Source organism: Bacillus sp. 5RYD7K, from assembly GCF_059831465.1.
Genome location: NZ_CP191200.1, coordinates 1803167 through 1820754 on the forward strand (window position 1 = coordinate 1803167; position 17588 = coordinate 1820754).

The window sequence follows — 17588 nt, forward strand, 5'->3', positions numbered from 1 at the left end:
AAAGGAGCGTATGTACATGATCAGCATACCATCTTCACTTGAAGGACAGTCTTTTTTACTCCGCGAATTGGAACAGGTGCTGAAACCGATCGGTTATACCATCGGAGGCGGCTGGGAATATGACCGGGGATTCTTTGATTACAAAATTTCCGATCAGGACGGCTATTTGTTTCTCCGTATCCCTGTTGAAGCAAATAAAGGACGCCTTGATGAACGGGGAACGGCCGTTACAATCGGCACACCCTTTTTGCTGAGGCACGTCTATCAGCAGGAAACGGATGATGCAGCAGGCGGCGGAGTTTTTGAATCATTATTCAACCAATTCTCCGAGCCGAAACGCCGGGATGCGGCAATTGACCGCTCATATATAGATATCGGCATCTCGCTCGTGAAAGAGCTGGAAGATGTCCTGCTGCATTAAAGCGCCAAAAAAAGATCAGTACTGAGCACCTGGTATGACAGGGGAGGGGTCAGCATCGGCCCCTCTTCTTTTTGTATGCCGATAATCGTTGTATTCCGTTTGAGATAATAGCGCGCACAATCATGATAAGAGGAGCCCTGTAATTCCTCGGGGACGGGAATGATGCGAACCTTTTTCTCCAGCGTCAAATCGGACAGCGTCTGCGGCTTGGCAAGCTGCATCTTGACCCGGTAATGCTCAAACATCACCCGGCTCGACAGGCGTGATGTGCACAGGATCTTATTGGCTCCTGCGCGTTCGGCGTTTTTGACATACCGTTCTGTTAAAATTTCCACGATACAATAAACGGACGGATGCAGCCCTTTGATGGCGAGAAGCGTTAATACCGACAGCATATCAGCTTCGGATTCATTTTTCTGCTGGTCTGCTGTCAGAATGACGGTATCGGCTTCCGTAATATTCGCTTTATTGAGTGTGCTGTCATCAGCGGCATGTCCGCGGATGAAATGGACATTTTCAATAAGCGGCCCTTCTCTTAATGAATCATCAATCAGGACGACAGTTTTTGACGGTGCGATGTGCTGCAGTTCTTTCAGCAGCATATACGACTTCTCATTCCACCCGATAAGAATGACGTGCCCCTTGCCTTTAAAGGCGACCTTCCCTTCGATATAACGGTGCTGTTTGCTGAACACGGCTGAAGAAAGCGTGGCGAAATAGGCGGTCACAAAACTCGCTCCGCTTAATACAAGCACCATGCCGGCAATCTGCCCGAGCGGCGTCTGCGGAACATAATCGCCGTAACCGACCGTGGCTACCGTAATAACCGCCCACCAAACCCCTTCAAACACAGACGTGAATTGCTTCGGTTCAAGCATGTAAATCAATTGGCCGAACAATAAGATCAAGGCGATAATGATCAGTCCGATCCGGATATATAACGGCCATCTCAGCCAGGAAATAAAGATACGGTTTGATTTCATTCGGCCGGCTCCTCTTTCGAGAAAGAGATGGACAAAATCTGCTTAATAATGGTGTTTAATTTTTCATTCAGCTGTTCCTGCCCGTATGAGTCACGCGCCTGTCTGATTAAATCGGCCGTCTCATCCTCAAACTGAATGAGAGGCTCGTCGTTTTCCGATTCATTATAGAGCTGGATGAAGGCGTCAAGCCCCTCATTCATTCTGTCTATCGCATTGCTCAGCTGTTCTTTTTCGCCATTTGTCACTTTCATGATGGATCACACCTGTACCTTTTTTATACAGTATGTCCCAGTTCGTTTGATGTCTTTCAAAAATCAGCGAAAACATATTCACCTTCATTTTTTCATATGATAAAGAAAGCGGACCGAAAAAGGGTGAGTCAGATGACAGTCATTCAAAAACTGCTGGCGGCGCTGGCCGGAGGGCAGCTGCTCGCTTCAGCGGCCGTATTGCTTATTTTCGATTTAAATGGATATGACCATATGTCCGGCAGCTTTTCATGGCTCGCTTTCGCAAAAGGGACTGTCGGCACGTTTCCGTTTTATACCGCAATGGCCGGATGTGTTCTGATTTTGCTCGGAGGATTGATTCCTGTCAGAAAAAAGAAGCGGATTTCTGTACAGGAAAGCGGACAATCATTAAAATAATATATAAGCAGATCGTACGATATAAGAGAAAAAGGAAGAGGATAATATGCTGTTTGTCTTTTTAACAATTGCTGCATTGGGATTGTCGTTTTGGGCACAATTTAAAGTGAAAAGTAATTTTCAGAAATACTCAGACGTGGAAGCTTCCAGTCAGCGGACCGGGGCGGAAACGGCAAGACGGATTCTTGATATAAACGGTTTATATGATGTGCCGGTAGAACCGGTAAGAGGCACTTTAACAGACCATTACGACCCGACGGAGCGGGTGGTGCGTTTATCTGAGCCGGTATATTACGGCCGCTCCATTTCCGCCATTTCCGTCGCTTCCCATGAAGTCGGACATGCTTTGCAGCACCAGGAATCATACGGCGCGCTTGTACTGAGGCACAAAATTTTTCCGGTCGTCAATTTTGCCTCCGGAGTCGCCCCTCTGCTTTTCTTGGGCGGAATGCTCCTTGGCAGCTTGAATTTAATCGGGCTCGGCATTATTTTGTTTTCTGCCGCTGTTTTTTTCCAGCTTGTCACACTGCCTGTCGAGTTTAATGCCAGCGCGAGGGCGAAGCGGATTATCGTGTCGGAAGGATTCATTCGCAACAGTGAAGAACACGGCGTGAATAAAGTGCTGAACGCCGCTGCGCTGACGTATGTGGCTGCGGCGCTCGTTTCCTTATTCGAGCTGCTTCGTTTTGTGATGATTTTCTTAAATGGTCGTGATGAGAATTAACACGAAGGAGGTGGCCCCTTACCGTTTGCGGTAGGGGTTTTTTTGCTTATATTAAAACTGATTCTCATTTTGCTGTTAATCGGATTAACGGCCATCTTTGTCGCTGCGGAATTTGCGATTGTCAAAATCCGCGGTTCAAAAATTGCGGAGCTGGTTGAAACCGGAGACAGCCGGGCGCTTGCGGCGCACAGGGTGATTACAAATCTCGACGAGTATTTATCAGCGTGCCAGCTCGGCATTACGATTACGGCGCTCGGACTCGGCTGGCTGGGCGAACCGACGATTCAGCGGCTTCTTCATCCTGTTTTCAGTCTGATCGGAATGCCGTCATCCATTACGCACGTCGTCACGTTTATTGCGGCGTTTATCGCTGTTACGTATCTGCACGTCGTCATCGGCGAGCTTGCGCCGAAAACGATATCCATTCAAAAAGCTGAAGCCGTCAGTCTGTGGACGGCGAAACCGCTCATTCTCTTTTATAAAGTGATGTATCCGTTTATCAAGCTGTTAAACGGCTCAGCCGGATTTTTGGTCAAGCTGTTCGGATTTCATTCGGTGAAAGAACATGAAGTCGTGGTCAGTGAAGAGGAATTGCGGCTGATTTTGTCTGAAAGCTATAAAAAAGGTCAAATCAATCAATCCGAATTCCGTTACGTCAACAAAATATTTGAATTCGATAACCGTGTCGCCAGAGAAATCATGGTGCCGCGCACCGAAATCGCCGCCATCTCGCTCGAGCAGTCAGTTGATGAAGCCATTCATCTGATCATCAACGAGCGGTATACGCGATATCCGGTCATTAAGGAAGATAAAGACCACATTCTCGGCATTATTAACAACAAGGATTTATTTAAAGCATATTTTCTCGGCCGTTCCATCGAGTTAAAAGAAATGATGCGTCCGGTCATCAGAGTCATTGAAAGCATCCCTGTCCAGGAGCTGTTGATCCGCATGCAGAAGGAGCGGATTCATATGGCGATTCTTGTTGACGAATACGGCGGTACGGCGGGACTTGTGACCGTCGAAGACATATTGGAGGAAATCGTCGGCGAAATCCGGGATGAATATGACCAGGACGAAATGCCCCACATCGTCAAAAAAGGCGAGCATCATTATGTGATGGACGGAAAAGCGCTGATAGAAGAGGTGAATGATCTTCTTGATATCGCGATCGAAAATGAAGACATAGACACGATTGCGGGCTGGCTCCTCACACAAAAAATGGAGCTGAAAAACGGTGATGTGTTTCATGCTGAAGGGTGCGAATTCAAGGTGCTTGAAGCAGAAGACCACCATATCCGCTTTGTTGAAATTAAAAAAACCGATTTCTGAGCCTCCTGCTTTTGCAATGAGGCTTTTTTTGCGAAAAAAATGCTTCTTCATCCCGCTCCTTCATATGCTGTAGAGAAAGGAGTGGACGGTATGAAAACGGATTGGTGGAAAACGGCGTCCGTCTATCAAATTTATCCCCGCAGCTTTATGGATTCGAACGGGGACGGAATCGGCGACATAAACGGCATCAGAGCAAAGCTTCATTACATAAAAGAGTTGGGGGCTGATGTGATCTGGCTTTGCCCCGTTTTTGACTCGCCGGGCGCCGACAACGGCTACGATATTCGAAATTACAAACAAATTGCTGAAGAATTCGGGACGATGGAGGATTTTGACCGGCTCCTCGCGGATATCCATGCACTCGGCATGAAGCTGATTATAGACCTCGTCGTCAACCATACGAGTGATGAACATCCTTGGTTTATCGAATCGCGCTCAGCGAAAGATTCCGAAAAACGGGACTGGTACATCTGGAGAGACGGAAAAAACGGCAAAGAGCCGAACAATTGGGAAAGCATTTTCGGCGGATCGGCGTGGGAATATGATCAAAAGACAAACCAGTATTACCTTCACCTGTTTGATAAAAAACAGCCTGATTTAAATTGGGAAAACGAAACGATGAGGCAGTCCGTTTATGAGATGATCCGCTGGTGGCTTGATAAAGGCATTGACGGCTTCCGGGTGGATGCCATTTCTCACATCAAGAAAAAAGAAGGGCTCCCTGACATGCCGAATCCGGACGGTCTCCCGTATGTCCCGTCCTTCCCGTATCATATGAATACAGAAGGCATCGTGGATCTCTTAAAAGAGCTGAAGCGGGAAACATTTTCACATTATCCGATCATGACGGTCGGCGAGGCGAACGGAGTGGCGGCTTGGGAGGCGGCTGATTGGGCCGGTGAAGAAACCGGCGTCTTCCATATGATTTTTCAATTTGAACACCTCGGCCTTTGGGATACGGATGATGATCAAAGCATTTGCATCCCGGCGCTTAAGCGCGTTTTGTCCGACTGGCAGAACAGCCTTGAGGGAAAAGGCTGGAATGCGTTATTTATGGAAAATCACGACCAGCCCCGATCCGTTTCGGTATGGGGTGACGAACGGTTTTTGACAGAAAGCGCTAAGGCACTTGCCGCGATGTATATGCTGATGAAAGGCACGCCGTTTATTTACCAGGGACAGGAGCTCGGCATGACCAATGTTTCGTTCCCATCCATTGAAGATTACGACGACGTCATAATCAAACAGCTGTATGAAAAAGAGACGTCCCGCGGCGTTCCGCATGAAAAAGTGATGAAGACGATCTGGAAGAAGGGCCGGGATCATTCACGGACACCGATGCAATGGAGCGGGACGGCGAACGGCGGGTTTTCTGATGTTTCTCCGTGGCTCGGGGTGAATTCGAATCACACATGGCTGAATGCTGCATCGCAAATGAAGGATGAAACATCCGTATACCATTTCTACAAACGGCTGATCGCCCTCAGGAAAGAACATGACGTATTGATCAGCGGAACTTATGAATTGCTGCTTCCAAAAGACCGGCAGATTTATGCCTACCTAAGAAAAAACGGAACGGAAACCGCCCTGATCATCACCAATCTGTCTAAAACTCCCGCATTATACAGGCACCCCGGTTATCCGCTTGACGCCGATACGCTCGTGCTCGCAAACATGGAAACACCGCCGCATCGGCATGTGACATCCTTCCTTTTAAAGCCTTATGAGGCCCGCGTATATATATGGTGAAAAACTTCAGTTTTGGGGCTGAAGTTTTTTATGATCTGCGTTTATCATCGCGATCCGACAGGAAAAGACAAATACAGAAACGAATATGGGAAAGAAGAAAAAAAGAGAGGAGGCATTCATATGCTGAAACAATTGCAGATTCAAACAAACAGACGGGATGAAATGATCGACATCACACATGAAGCGGAAGCGTTTCTCCGCGAAACCGGCGTGAAAAACGGTTTGGCGCTCATATACTGTCCCCATACTACCGCCGGCATTACCATCAATGAAAATGCCGACCCGGATGTAAAAAGGGATATGCTCCGCAGGTTTGACGAAGTGTATCCGTGGGAGCACGAACTGGACCGGCATATGGAGGGAAATACGGCGGCACATATGAAGGCGAGTACAACGGGCGCATCCCAGCATGTCATCATAGAAGGCGGGCGCCTGATCCTCGGAACGTGGCAGGGCATTTATTTTTGCGAATTTGACGGTCCGAGAAACAGAACATGTTATATCAAAATCCACGCTGAAACGGAGGCATCCGCAAATGAGTGAGTGGATGGACGCCTTATCATTAACAAAGCCAGTCATTCAGGCGCCGATGGCCGGAGGGCTTGTCACGCCGCGCCTGGCTGCGGCGGTATCAAATGAAGGGGCGCTCGGAAGCCTCGCTTCAGGATACGTCAGCCCGCCGGCGCTTGAAAAACAGCTTATCGAGATGAAAGACCTGACCGAGCGCTCCTTTCAAGTGAATCTGTTCGTCCCGGAAGAAAGGCAGATGCCTGAGGAGGAACTGGTTGAACAATGGAAAGCGCGCATCCCGAGGGCAAAAGACGCCAAGCCGTTCTCCAATCTGAAAGAAGAGTGGAACGATTTTGAAGAAAAAGCGGAGCTTCTGATCCGTTACGGGGTCAAAGCGTGCTCATTCACCTTCGGCCTGCCGCCGGAAGAAACGGCGGAAAAGCTGAAGAAAAACGGATGCTTCCTGTTCGGCACGGCGACAACGCCGGAGGAGGCGAAGGCTTTTGAAGAGCGGGGAATGGACGCCGTAATCCTTCAAGGAATAGAAGCCGGGGGACATCGCGGATCGTTTCTGCCGGTTAAAGGAGAACCGGCTCTCGGTCTTATGGCGCTCATTCCGCAGGCAAAAGACGCGCTGAATATCCCGGTCATTGCGGCAGGCGGCATTTTTGACCGCCGCGGGGTGCAGGCGGCCCGATGTTTAGGTGCGGACGGCGTTCAAGTCGGCACGCCGTTTCTCCTTTGTGAAGAAAGCAGCGCTTCACCGGCATATCAAAAAGCCATTGCCGAATCAAAAGGAGCCGACACACGGCTGACCACCTTGTTTTCGGGAAAACAGGCGCGCGGAATCGTGAATCAGTTCATGAAAACATATGAAGCTGACGAGGGAAAAACGCTGCCTTATCCGCTGCATAATACGCTCACAAAGCCGATGCGCGGGCATGCAGCTCAATCGGGAGATGCGGAGTATATGTCTTTATGGGCGGGCCAGTCCGCCCCGAAACTTGAAGGGCCGACAGATGTGAAAGCTGTTTTGGACCGCTTGTGCCGATCATAATCAAGATGCTGTGAGGTGATGGAAGATGAAGATTCTTCAAATGTCCTATAAAAAAAGAGGAAATATTGAGTTTGTCTTTGAAGATTTTCCGCATTCCAAAGTCACCATGGCGCCGATTAAAGGGTATTACTTTGTCCGGGCCATTAAATGGAGCAGACGGGACAGAGCCGTCACCCGCCATGATTTAGAGAAGTTTGAATGGGCGGCAAACCAAGCGCTCGGCACGACGGCTTTTTACCGAAAAAGAAAAGCATTTCACATCCCATCGTCACATTGACAGACGATGGGATTGTTTTAATGCATCATCCGATATAGCGCAGGCGCATCAAGCCTTGTCGCCTGAGAAAGCAGATAAGCCGACTTCACGGCATCTCTTTTTCTTAAAGAATTCAATTTCTGGATAATCTGTTCAGCGGTCAGAATCCCGAGACCGTGGGCGAAAAATTGGTCATTCCCCATCACAATGACATTTTCTCCCCGCCACTGGGCCTTTGCAGGATTAAAATCAGGGTTTTTAAAATATAAACAATCTCCCCTTAAAAAGTGGCTGCCGGTTTCCGTGTAGATCGGCAGATGCTCATAGTGCCAGTCATACAAAGTAATATCCGGGAAACGGCGGTCAAACCGCTCTTCACCGATTGTCTTTAAAACGGCCAGATAATAAATCACGACAATGGCCGTCGCGCATTCAAATGCATAAAACGCCCCGTTTTCAACAATATCCCGAATCGCTTTTGAAGCGGGAATTCTGTACTTCAGCTCCAAGGCTCCTTCCGGCGTCAGTCTCCAATAAGCCGTATTTCCGTATGTTTTGGCGAACGTTGCAAATTTTGCGCCTGATCCGTTCAGTTCTCTTGCGGCTTCCACAATATGGCGCCGCAGCCGTGCTTCAAACATCAGTTCAGCAATCGATCCGTAATCAAATTGTACGGGAGAATGGGTCAGTTCATTTAGATACGGAACAAGGCTTTCTTCCGTCTGCCAGTTCGCAATGTCCTGGGGCCGAAGCACTTGGCCGGAAATGATAATCATCTGCGCGCCCCCTATCTTTTTTTTATAAGATATGCAGGAAGCTTGGGAAATGAAAATCAAGTCATAAAAAAGGAGGAAAGGTTAACAAAATGTGGAGACTGAGCCGATATATAAGGTATCACACATGAGGGAGCAGCTTAATATGAAAAAATTCATTAATTGGTGCACAAAGGCATCGATTTCACGTAAATTAATCATTTCATTTATCGTGATCTTAATCATACCGATTCTCGTGTTAGAATTCAGTTCATACCATACGGCGAGCAATTCGCTGGATGATCAGATTTCAGGCAACGCGAAAAACAACATCGAATCTTTTAACACAACCATTACAAATGATATCGGCGCAAAAGCAAAGGCGATTGAATTTTTCAGTGAAACGTTAAAAGGGTCATCATTCTCAAAGAAAAACATGTCTGCTCTTGAAGAAAAGTTCGGGCAATACACATCTATTCATAAGGACGTAGCCCGCATTTACGGAGGAACGGAAGACGGCAGCTACACACAGGCGCCGAAGGAAAATACTCCGGCTGATTACGATCCGAGAACACGCACATGGTATAAAGACGCTGTAAAGGCCGGCGGCACGCTCGTTGTCACCGATCCTTACACCGCGGCAAGCGACGGCAGCATGGTTGTCACCGTGGCAAAGCAGATGCAGGACGGAACAGGCGTAGTAGCCATGGATATTACGATCGACCAGCTGCTGAAACAGATGCAGGGAATCAAAATCGGGGAAAAAGGCTTCGTGTTTATCACATCTAAAAATAAAACCTATGTCGCGCATAAAGACCACAAACCGGGCGATAAAGTCTCAACCCCGTGGCTGAACGAGGTATACAGCAAAGACAGCGGAATTATTTCATACAAGCTTGATGATGAAAATAAAAAAATGGCATTTACGACAAATAAACTGACCGGGTGGAAAATAGAGGGGAGCATGGAGCTCACCGAAATTAAAGACGCCTCACAACCGGTGCTGACGATGGGAATGATCGTCCTTGCAGCATCCATTATCATCGGGGGAATTTTAATTCTGTTTATTGTCAGATCCATTACATCACCGCTGAAACGTCTTGTCCGCTCGTCTAAACAAATCAGCGGCGGAGACCTGACTGAAACCATTGAGATCCGCTCGAAAGATGAACTGGGCGAACTGGGCGCAAGCTTTAATGAAATGGGAGAATCTCTGCGCGGACTGATCAGCGCGATCCAAAGCTCGGTCGACAACGTGGCCGCGTCATCAGAAGAGCTGACCGCCTCAGCTTCGCAGACAAGCAAAGCGACGGAGCATATTACGATGGCGATTGAGCAGTTTTCAAACGGAAACGAAGAGCAGAGTGAAAAAGTCGATTCAAGCTCAGCCAAGCTGAATCATATAAATGACGGGCTCGCCGCCGTTTCCCGCACATCATCATCCATTACGGAAGCATCTAAACAATCGAAAGAAGCTGCCGGCACCGGGGAAGAATATGTGCAGCAAACCGTCGGGCAGATGAATCTCATCAATCAATCCGTCCAGCAGGCGGAAGCTGTTGTAAAAGGTCTTGAGGCCAAATCAAAAGACATCGCTCATATTTTAAGAGTCATCAACGGCATTGCCGATCAGACAAACCTGCTTGCATTAAATGCAGCCATTGAAGCGGCAAGAGCCGGTGAATACGGGCGGGGCTTCTCAGTGGTAGCCGAAGAAGTGAGAAAGCTTGCCGTCCAATCCGCCGGTTCTGCAAAAGAGATTGAAAAACTCATTCAGGAAATCACGGCTGAAATTAATACTTCGCTTCACATGTTTACATCCGTTAATGAAGAAGTGCAATCAGGACTTGCGGTGACGGATCGAACGAAAGAAAGCTTCCAGAATATCTTCGGCATGACAAACGACATCGCTGAGAAGCTGCAATCCATGAACGGCACGGTTGAACAGCTGTCAGACAGCTCTCAGCACGTCTCAGCCGCGGTAACCGATATTGCGGACGTTTCACGGGAAAGCGCAGCAAGCATTCAGGATATTGCCGCATCCGCAGAAGAACAGCTTGCATCTATGGAAGAAATCAGCACATCCGCCGACACTTTGGCGCAAATGGCCGAAGAACTGCGGGAATTAACAAAACAATTTAAAATCAACTAGTAAAAAAGGACGCTTTCCGGATGGAAGGCGTCTTTTTTTATGGCTTCTTCGAGAAAATTAAATAAAAAGTCTTACTTACAAAAAGAGTATATAGAACTATTTTTCATTTATGACTAAATTTTCAATGTAATAAAAAGGGAGATTGCCGATATAAACAGTAAATGATTGAAAGAGGTTTACAAAATTGAAAAAAACAGCAAAAAACATCGCAAAAAAATCAATAGCCAGAAAACTCATCATTTCATTTTTACTGATCTTAATCATTCCGGTAGCAGTGCTGGCTGCCAGCGCCTATCGTTCGGCTGCCTCATCCGTTGAAAATCAAATGATGGAAAGCGCCGAAGGGAATGTGCAAATCTTAAACAATATGATTGATGACCGGATCGGGACGTTTACAAAAAGCTCAGCATATTTCAGCGAATGGGCGACAAGCGCAAAATTTAAAGAAAAAAACCAAACGGAAATGAAAGAAAGATTCAAGCAGTTCATAGAAAGCAATGATAAAGCTGCCGCCGTATTTTCAAGCAGCAAGGATGGCACGTTTACACGTTATCCTCATGCCGATATGCCGGCTGATTTCAATCCGCTTGAGAGAAACTGGTATCAAGAAGCCATGAAGAATAAAGGCCAGACCATCATCACGGACCCTTATCAGTCCATTTCAAACAAAAAGATGGTCGTTACCATGGCCCGTGCGGCTCAGGACGGATCAGGGGTCGTCGCCATTGATATTAAAATCGACGATCTCATTACGATGACAAAAGAAGTCAATATCGGAAAAGAAGGATATGCCTTTATCCTCAGCAAAAATAAAAAAGCCGTTGCCTACAGCAATGAAAAATCCGGCGCGGCGGTATCTGGAAAATGGGTTGATACATTATACAGCGGGGAAAAAGGCGATTTTGAATATACGATGAACGGAAAAGCGAAAAAAATGGCGTATGTCACCAATGAGGCGACTGGCTGGAAGATCAGCGGAACCATGTCCGTGGATGAAATCAAGGATGCGGCAAGACCGGTTCTGATCACAGCCATTATCATTTTGGCCATAGCGGTTGCCGCAGGAATGGTTTTCATTTATTTTGTCATCCGCTCTATTACAAAACCGTTAAAACGTCTCGCAGCGTCAGCGGAAAAAATCAGAAGCGGAGATCTGACGGAAACCATTCAAGTCAGCTCTCAAGATGAGCTTGGCGTGCTCAGTAAAAGTTTTAATCATATGACAGATTCACTCCGGACGCTTATTCAGGGAATTCAGGACTCTGTTGAACATGTCGCTTCCTCCTCAGAGGAACTGACGGCTTCCGCCGAGCAGACGAGCAAAGCAACGGAACATATCACCCTTGCGATTGAACAGTTTTCTAATGGAACGGAAGACCAAAGTGAGAGCATTGAAAAAGCGACCGCCCAAGTGAATGACATGAAAGACGGGCTCAGCGATCTGGCGGAAGCGGCAGCCGTTGTGACGGAAACTTCTATTGAATCGGCAGAGATATCCGGTGCCGGAGAGCGGCTTGTTAAGAAAACAGCAGGCCAGATGGATACCATTGACCAATCTGTGAGTAAAGCGGAACAAGTCGTAAAGGGGCTTGAGCACAAATCGCAGGACATCACCAGCATTTTGCGCGTCATTAACGGCATTGCCGATCAAACGAATCTTCTCGCTTTAAATGCAGCCATTGAAGCGGCAAGAGCGGGAGAGTACGGACGCGGTTTTTCAGTCGTTGCCGAAGAAGTGAGAAAGCTTGCCGTCCAATCAGCCGATTCAGCAAAAGAAATCGAAACCTTAATCCATGAAATCGTTAAAGAAATTCATACATCGCTCGGAATGCTGGAATCCGTCAATCACGAGGTGAAAAGCGGACTTCAGCTGACAGACGAAACGGAAAAAAGCTTCCGGGACATTTCTGTCAAAACAAATCAGATTGCCGGTGAACTGCAAAATATGAATGCAACCGTAGAACAGCTTTCCGCCGGATCTCAGGAAGTATCGAACGCTTCAGAGGATATCGCGGCCGTCTCCAGACAAAGCACGGCCGGCATTCAGGACATTGCGGCTTCTGCTGAAGAGCAGCTCGCCTCTATGGAAGAGATCAGTTCATCCGCCGTCACGCTGGAAAAAATGGCTGAAGAATTACGCGAGCTGACAAAACGCTTTAAAATAAGTTTTTAATTAAGTCTAAAAGACTACTTTTGTAATAGGTAAAAAGTATGTTTTGTTATATTTCTTCTTTTTAGATATGTATATTTACCCATAATCGCCGATATGAAGGGTAAACACGTAAGAGGAGATATAGCAGATGAAAAAAATCATGCAAATCATCAAGCAGAGATCGCTTACAAGAAAACTGCTCATTTCTTTTTTGGCCATTCTTATTCTGCCGATTTCAACGCTGGCTTTTATCGCATATCAATCGGCGGTAAGCACGCTTGACAAGCAGGTGATGGGAAGCGCATTAGATAATGTGCAGCAGATTAATAATATGATCAATACCAGCATCAGCCAGAAGGAAGACGGAACGGCATATTTCAGCGATTGGCTCACCAAGGATCGGTACAAGCCGAAAAATCAATCGCAAATTATCGATAAATTCACAGAGTATATGAAAATCAATAAAGATGTGGAATCCATCTATACGAGTGACACGGAAGGCCATTTCACACGGTATCCCGATCTGCAGATGCCTAAAGGATATAATCCGCTTGAAAGAGACTGGTATAAAAAAGCCGTGGAAAACAAGGGGAAAGTTGTTGTAACAGATCCTTACCGCACGGCTTCCACCAATACGATGGTCGTGACGATCGTTCAGCAGACGAAAGACGGCTCAGGGGTCGTCGCCATCAATATGAAAATCGAAGAACTTCTGAAAACGACAAAGAAAGTGAAAATCGGAAAATCCGGCTACGCTTTCATCCTGACGAAAGACAAAAAAGTGGTCGTCCACCCGAACCGCACGTCAGGCACAGCATTAGACGGAGATTGGGCTGAACAGCTGTACAGCAGCAAAAAAGGTGATTTTCAATACAAATACGACGGCCAGGAAAAGAAAATGGCTTATGATACGAACGAGCTGACAGGCTGGAAAATCAGCGGAACGATGTATGTGGACGAGATTCATGAAGCGGCGCTGCCGGTCCTTCATCTGTCCCTGCTCGTTCTGTTGTTAGCAATTGTCATCGGAACCGTCGTCATGGTGCTGATTATCCGTTCAATCACAAAACCGCTCAAGCAGCTTGTGACATCATCGAAACAGATCAGTGAAGGCGATTTAACCGAAACGATCGAGATTCAGTCAAAAGACGAATTAGGCGAGCTTGGCAAAAGCTTTAACAATATGGCAGCTTCACTGCGGTCTTTGATCCATGCCATTCAGGATTCTGTGAATAACGTCGCGTCTTCCTCAGAGGAGCTGACGGCTTCAGCGGAGCAGACAAGCAAGGCAACCGAACATATCACACTGGCAATCGAACAATTTTCTAACGGAAATGAAAGCCAGAGTGAAAAAATTGAAAGCGCCGCGGAACATATTTACCAAATGAACAGCGGGCTCAAAGATATGGCGAAAGCATCTGCCGTCATTACCGAATCCTCCGTCACATCAGCGGAAGTCGCCAATTCAGGCGGAAAGCTCGTTCACCAGACAGTCGGTCAAATGAACGTCATTGACCGGTCAGTGAAAGAAGCTGAACAAGTGGTGCGCGGGCTTGAAACAAAATCAAAAGACATTACAAACATTCTCCGTGTCATTAACGGAATCGCCGATCAGACAAATCTTCTTGCGCTGAACGCCGCAATTGAAGCCGCGCGTGCCGGTGAATACGGCCGGGGCTTCTCCGTCGTCGCAGAAGAAGTGAGAAAACTTGCGGTGCAGTCTGCTGATTCAGCGAAAGAAATCGAAAGCTTAATTATAGAAATCGTCAACGAAATCAATACATCTCTTGGCATGTTCCAATCCGTCAACAAAGAGGTGGAGAGCGGGCTGGATATTACGAATCAGACCGAAACGAGCTTCAGGCGGATTTCGGAAATGACGAACCAGATCGCCGGAGAAATTCAAAACATGAATGCGACAGTAGAACAGCTGACAGCCGGTTCGCAGCAGATTTCAGGAGCTTCTGAGCAAATCGCGTCCATCGCAAAAGAAAGTTCAGCCAGCATTCAGGATATCGCGGCCTCCGCCGAAGAACAGCTGGCTTCCATGGAAGAAATCAGTTCGTCTTCAGAAACGTTATCCCAGATGGCGGAAGAATTACGTGATATGACGAAACAATTTAAAATAGAATAATAGTCCATAGAACACCCAAATGTGCTGTTTGGGTGTTTTTTTTAGTTTTTTTAATAAATCTTTTGTCCTAGCTGTCGATAATAGATTTAGCTTTTCAAAGAAGGAGACTGAAAAAATGAAACAACTGATACATTGGATCAAACAGCCATCCATCAGCAAGCCGCTTATCGCGGCATTTTTAGCCGTATTGGTGCTTCCGATCGGCATACTTGCCTATTTCAGCTACCAAACGGCGGGGAGTACATTAGAAAACGAACTGACCCACAGCGCGCAAGGAAATGTCAGCGAACTGAACAGCGTGCTGGAAAACATGCTCGAAGGCAAGCTGAAAGGACTTGACTATTACAGTGAATCAATCACAAAGGACAAAATGAACAAAAAAAATAAATCCGACCTGCTTGAAAATATGAAGCAGTATGTCACTGTAAATGACGATGTCACATCAATTTATGCCGCGTCCGCCGACAAAGCGTTTGTGACATATCCGTCTGCTGACGTGCCGTCCGATTTCAATCCGCTCACACGCGAGTGGTATACAAAAGCGGTTGAAAAAAGCGGACAGCCGGTGTTTACCGAGCCTTATAAGGACGCTGCAACCGGACAAACGGTCGTTACGATTGCCCAGCAGACAAAAGACGGCTCAGGCGTTGTAGCGCTGGATATTAATCTGGGCGACCTGTTGAATGCCTCTCAGCGCGTACAGATCGGTCATAAAGGATTTGCTTTCATTACAACGGGAGATAAAAAATACATCGCCCATCCGACCATCAAAGCGGGAACGGAAGGCTCCGGAGACTGGACGAAAGAAGTATTTTCGAAATCAAGCGGATCGTTTGAATACATGTTTGAAGGACAGCAAAAGAAAATGGCCTTCACGACAAATAAACTGACGGGCTGGAAAATCGCCGGTACATTCTTTGTCAGTGAGATACATGACGCAGCCGCGCCTGTCATGAAAATGGCGCTGATCATTCTTGCGATTTCTCTTATCGTCGGCGGGATTTTAATCTTCTTTATCATTCGCTCGATTTCAAAACCGCTCAAAAAACTTGTCTCGACATCAGCTAAAATCAGCGACGGCGATTTAACCGAAGTTATTAACATCAGGTCGAAAAATGAATTCGGTCAGCTCAGCCAAAGCTTCAATGAGATGTCGGCATCACTCCGGTCTGTCATCGGCGTCATTCAATCATCCGTCGAACATGTTGCTTCTTCATCCGAAGAGCTGACGGCATCTGCCGGTCAGACAAGCAAGGCGACCGAGCATATCACACTGGCGATTGAGCAATTCTCAAACGGAAACGAATCACAAAGCGAGAAATTGGAAGAAAGTGCTGATCACCTGTCCCAAATGAATACGGGCATTGCCGAGACGGCGAATGTATCGGCGGAAATCACCGAATCGGCCATTCAAACCTCTGATACGGCCGGAAGCGGAGAAAAATTAGTGGCGAAAACGGTCGGCCAGATGAAAACAATTGATCGTTCCGTCCAGCAGGCGGAAGCCGTCGTAAAAGGACTGGAAACGAAGTCGCACGACATTAAGAGCATTCTGAACGTCATTAACGGCATTGCCGATCAAACAAACCTGCTTGCTCTAAACGCGGCTATCGAAGCAGCCAGAGCCGGCGAATACGGACGCGGTTTCTCCGTCGTTGCGGAAGAAGTGAGAAAGCTTGCCGTACAATCAGCCGACTCCGCGAAAGAAATCGAAACGCTGATTCAGGAAATCGTCAAAGAAATCGCCACATCGCTTTCTGTATTCCAAGCGGTGAATCAAGACGTGAAAGAAGGCCTCGATATTACGGATCAAACGGCCGAAAGCTTCAAAAAAATCTCGGAAATGACGACTCAGATTTCAGGCGCTTTGCAGCATATGAACGGAACGCTTGAGCAGCTTGCGGCCGGGTCACAAAACGTGACAAACGCGGTGGAGGATATTACCTCAGTCGCCAAAGAAGGGTCCGCCGGCATTCAAGACATCGCCGCGTCAGCCGAAGAGCAGCTGGCTTCCATGGAAGAAATCAGTTCCTCTGCTGAAACGCTTGCGCACATGGCCGAAGAACTGCAGCAGGTCACACGGAAATTTACGATTCAGTCTGAAGGCGAAGAACAGCTGTAACGAGCTGTTTCTTTTCCTCAGCTGAAAAAAGCGATACACTTGAAAAAAAGAAGGGAGTGGCAGTGATGAGATTAGAAGGCAAGAAAGTCATAGCGCTTGTCAGTGACGACTTTGAAGACTTAGAGCTTTGGTATCCCGTCTACCGGATGAGGGAGGAAGGCGCGATCGTCCATTTAATAGGAGAAGAAGCCGGCCGTTCATACAAAGGAAAATACGGCGTGCCCGCGACGGCGGATTACGATTTTAAGAGCCTGATTATTCAGGAGTATGATGCCGTGCTCGTGCCTGGCGGCTGGGCTCCTGACAAACTGAGAAGATATCCGGAAGTTTTGGACATCATCCGTACGATGAACGAGCAGAAAAAGCCGATCGGCCAGATCTGCCACGCAGGCTGGGTGCTCATATCTGCCGGAATTCTCGCAGGAAAAAAAGTAACGAGCACGCCCGGCATCAAAGACGACATGACAAATGCCGGGGCACAGTGGCTGGATGAAGCTGTCGTAACTGACGGCCACATTGTATCAAGCCGCCGCCCGCCCGACCTTCCGCAGTATGCAAAAGCGTTCGCTGACCTGTTAGCATCCAAATAAAAAACAT

General features: G+C 47.4%; 16 protein-coding genes and 3 pseudogenes. 16 read left to right on the forward strand and 3 right to left on the reverse strand.

Annotation, left to right across the window (positions count from 1 at the left end; all coding sequences use genetic code 11):
• The first annotated feature begins 16 nt into the window (after positions 1-16).
• The gene (locus ACQE26_RS08970; RefSeq protein WP_016938149.1) at positions 17-421 is read left to right on the forward strand and encodes a YugN-like family protein; all 405 of its coding nucleotides are present in this window, start codon (positions 17-19) and stop codon (positions 419-421) included.
• Here ACQE26_RS08970 and kbfO read toward each other — a convergent pair.
• Both kbfO and ACQE26_RS08980 read right to left on the reverse strand, forming a co-directional pair.
• On the reverse strand, positions 418-1404 hold the full coding sequence (gene kbfO, locus ACQE26_RS08975) for a potassium channel protein KbfO (protein WP_500471314.1): 987 nt from the start codon (positions 1402-1404) through the stop codon (positions 418-420). The two genes, ACQE26_RS08970 and kbfO, sit on opposite strands and share 4 nt — an antisense overlap.
• Complete coding sequence (locus tag ACQE26_RS08980; protein WP_438420479.1) at positions 1401-1655, reverse strand: protein mistic; 255 nt, start codon at positions 1653-1655, stop codon at positions 1401-1403. Before ACQE26_RS08980 ends, kbfO begins: the two co-directional genes overlap by 4 nt.
• Positions 1656-1787: 132 nt before the next feature.
• Between ACQE26_RS08980 and ACQE26_RS08985 the strand changes: the two genes are divergently transcribed.
• The 7 genes from ACQE26_RS08985 (at position 1788) to ACQE26_RS09015 (ending at position 7700) form a co-directional block, all read left to right on the forward strand.
• Positions 1788-2051 carry a YuzI family membrane protein gene (locus ACQE26_RS08985; protein WP_438420478.1) on the forward strand — a complete coding sequence of 88 codons (264 nt, stop codon included), beginning with the start codon at positions 1788-1790 and terminating at the stop codon, positions 2049-2051.
• A gap of 46 nt (positions 2052-2097) precedes the next feature.
• Complete coding sequence (locus ACQE26_RS08990) at positions 2098-2775, forward strand: zinc metallopeptidase (protein WP_007408641.1); 678 nt, start codon at positions 2098-2100, stop codon at positions 2773-2775.
• A 42-nt stretch (positions 2776-2817) separates the two neighbouring features.
• Positions 2818-4107 (forward strand): hemolysin family protein, encoded by a 1290-nt coding sequence (locus tag ACQE26_RS08995; RefSeq protein WP_500471316.1) that lies wholly within the window; start codon positions 2818-2820, stop codon positions 4105-4107.
• A 90-nt stretch (positions 4108-4197) separates the two neighbouring features.
• Entirely contained in the window at positions 4198-5856 is a 1659-nt protein-coding gene (locus ACQE26_RS09000; protein WP_500471317.1) for a glycoside hydrolase family 13 protein, read from the forward strand.
• 120 nt (positions 5857-5976) lie between these two features.
• On the forward strand, positions 5977-6399 hold the full coding sequence (locus ACQE26_RS09005; RefSeq protein ID WP_060964449.1) for a secondary thiamine-phosphate synthase enzyme YjbQ: 423 nt from the start codon (positions 5977-5979) through the stop codon (positions 6397-6399).
• Positions 6392-7423, forward strand: a complete 1032-nt coding sequence (locus ACQE26_RS09010; protein WP_500471318.1) for an NAD(P)H-dependent flavin oxidoreductase — start codon at positions 6392-6394, stop codon at positions 7421-7423. The genes ACQE26_RS09005 and ACQE26_RS09010 overlap by 8 nt, the downstream gene beginning before the upstream one ends.
• 25 nt (positions 7424-7448) lie before the next feature.
• Positions 7449-7700, forward strand: a complete 252-nt coding sequence (locus tag ACQE26_RS09015) for a protein YuzH (protein WP_500471320.1) — start codon at positions 7449-7451, stop codon at positions 7698-7700.
• A 17-nt stretch (positions 7701-7717) separates the two neighbouring features.
• Here ACQE26_RS09015 and ACQE26_RS09020 read toward each other — a convergent pair whose 3' ends face one another.
• Complete coding sequence (locus tag ACQE26_RS09020) at positions 7718-8455, reverse strand: protein-glutamine gamma-glutamyltransferase (RefSeq protein WP_500471321.1); 738 nt, start codon at positions 8453-8455, stop codon at positions 7718-7720.
• Between the two features lie 142 nt (positions 8456-8597).
• On the opposite strand from ACQE26_RS09020, the gene ACQE26_RS09025 reads away from it, so the two are divergent.
• The 8 genes and pseudogenes from ACQE26_RS09025 to ACQE26_RS09060 all read left to right on the forward strand — a co-directional run bounded on the left by ACQE26_RS09025 (position 8598) and on the right by ACQE26_RS09060 (position 17581).
• Positions 8598-10583 carry a methyl-accepting chemotaxis protein gene (locus tag ACQE26_RS09025; RefSeq protein WP_438420471.1) on the forward strand — a complete coding sequence of 662 codons (1986 nt, stop codon included), beginning with the start codon at positions 8598-8600 and terminating at the stop codon, positions 10581-10583.
• A gap of 274 nt (positions 10584-10857) precedes the next feature.
• Positions 10858-11808: pseudogene (locus ACQE26_RS09030) on the forward strand (HAMP domain-containing protein); the annotation flags it as partial.
• The gene (locus tag ACQE26_RS09035; protein ID WP_500471482.1) at positions 11803-12756 is read left to right on the forward strand and encodes a methyl-accepting chemotaxis protein; all 954 of its coding nucleotides are present in this window, start codon (positions 11803-11805) and stop codon (positions 12754-12756) included. The pseudogene ACQE26_RS09030 and the gene ACQE26_RS09035, both read left to right, overlap by 6 nt.
• 139 nt (positions 12757-12895) lie before the next feature.
• Positions 12896-13924: pseudogene (locus ACQE26_RS09040) on the forward strand (HAMP domain-containing protein); the annotation flags it as partial.
• A complete protein-coding gene (locus ACQE26_RS09045) occupies positions 13919-14869 on the forward strand; it encodes a methyl-accepting chemotaxis protein (RefSeq protein WP_414826723.1) in 951 nt (316 codons plus the stop codon). The pseudogene ACQE26_RS09040 and the gene ACQE26_RS09045, both read left to right, overlap by 6 nt.
• A 115-nt stretch (positions 14870-14984) precedes the next feature.
• Positions 14985-16025 (forward strand): annotated as a pseudogene (locus ACQE26_RS09050) (cache domain-containing protein); the annotation flags it as partial.
• Positions 16020-16991 (forward strand): methyl-accepting chemotaxis protein, encoded by a 972-nt coding sequence (locus ACQE26_RS09055; protein ID WP_497529282.1) that lies wholly within the window; start codon positions 16020-16022, stop codon positions 16989-16991. The pseudogene ACQE26_RS09050 and the gene ACQE26_RS09055, both read left to right, overlap by 6 nt.
• Before the next feature lie 65 nt (positions 16992-17056).
• Positions 17057-17581: a type 1 glutamine amidotransferase domain-containing protein gene (locus tag ACQE26_RS09060; protein WP_016938163.1), complete on the forward strand. Its 525-nt coding sequence runs from the start codon at positions 17057-17059 to the stop codon at positions 17579-17581.
• Positions 17582-17588 lie beyond the last annotated feature (7 nt).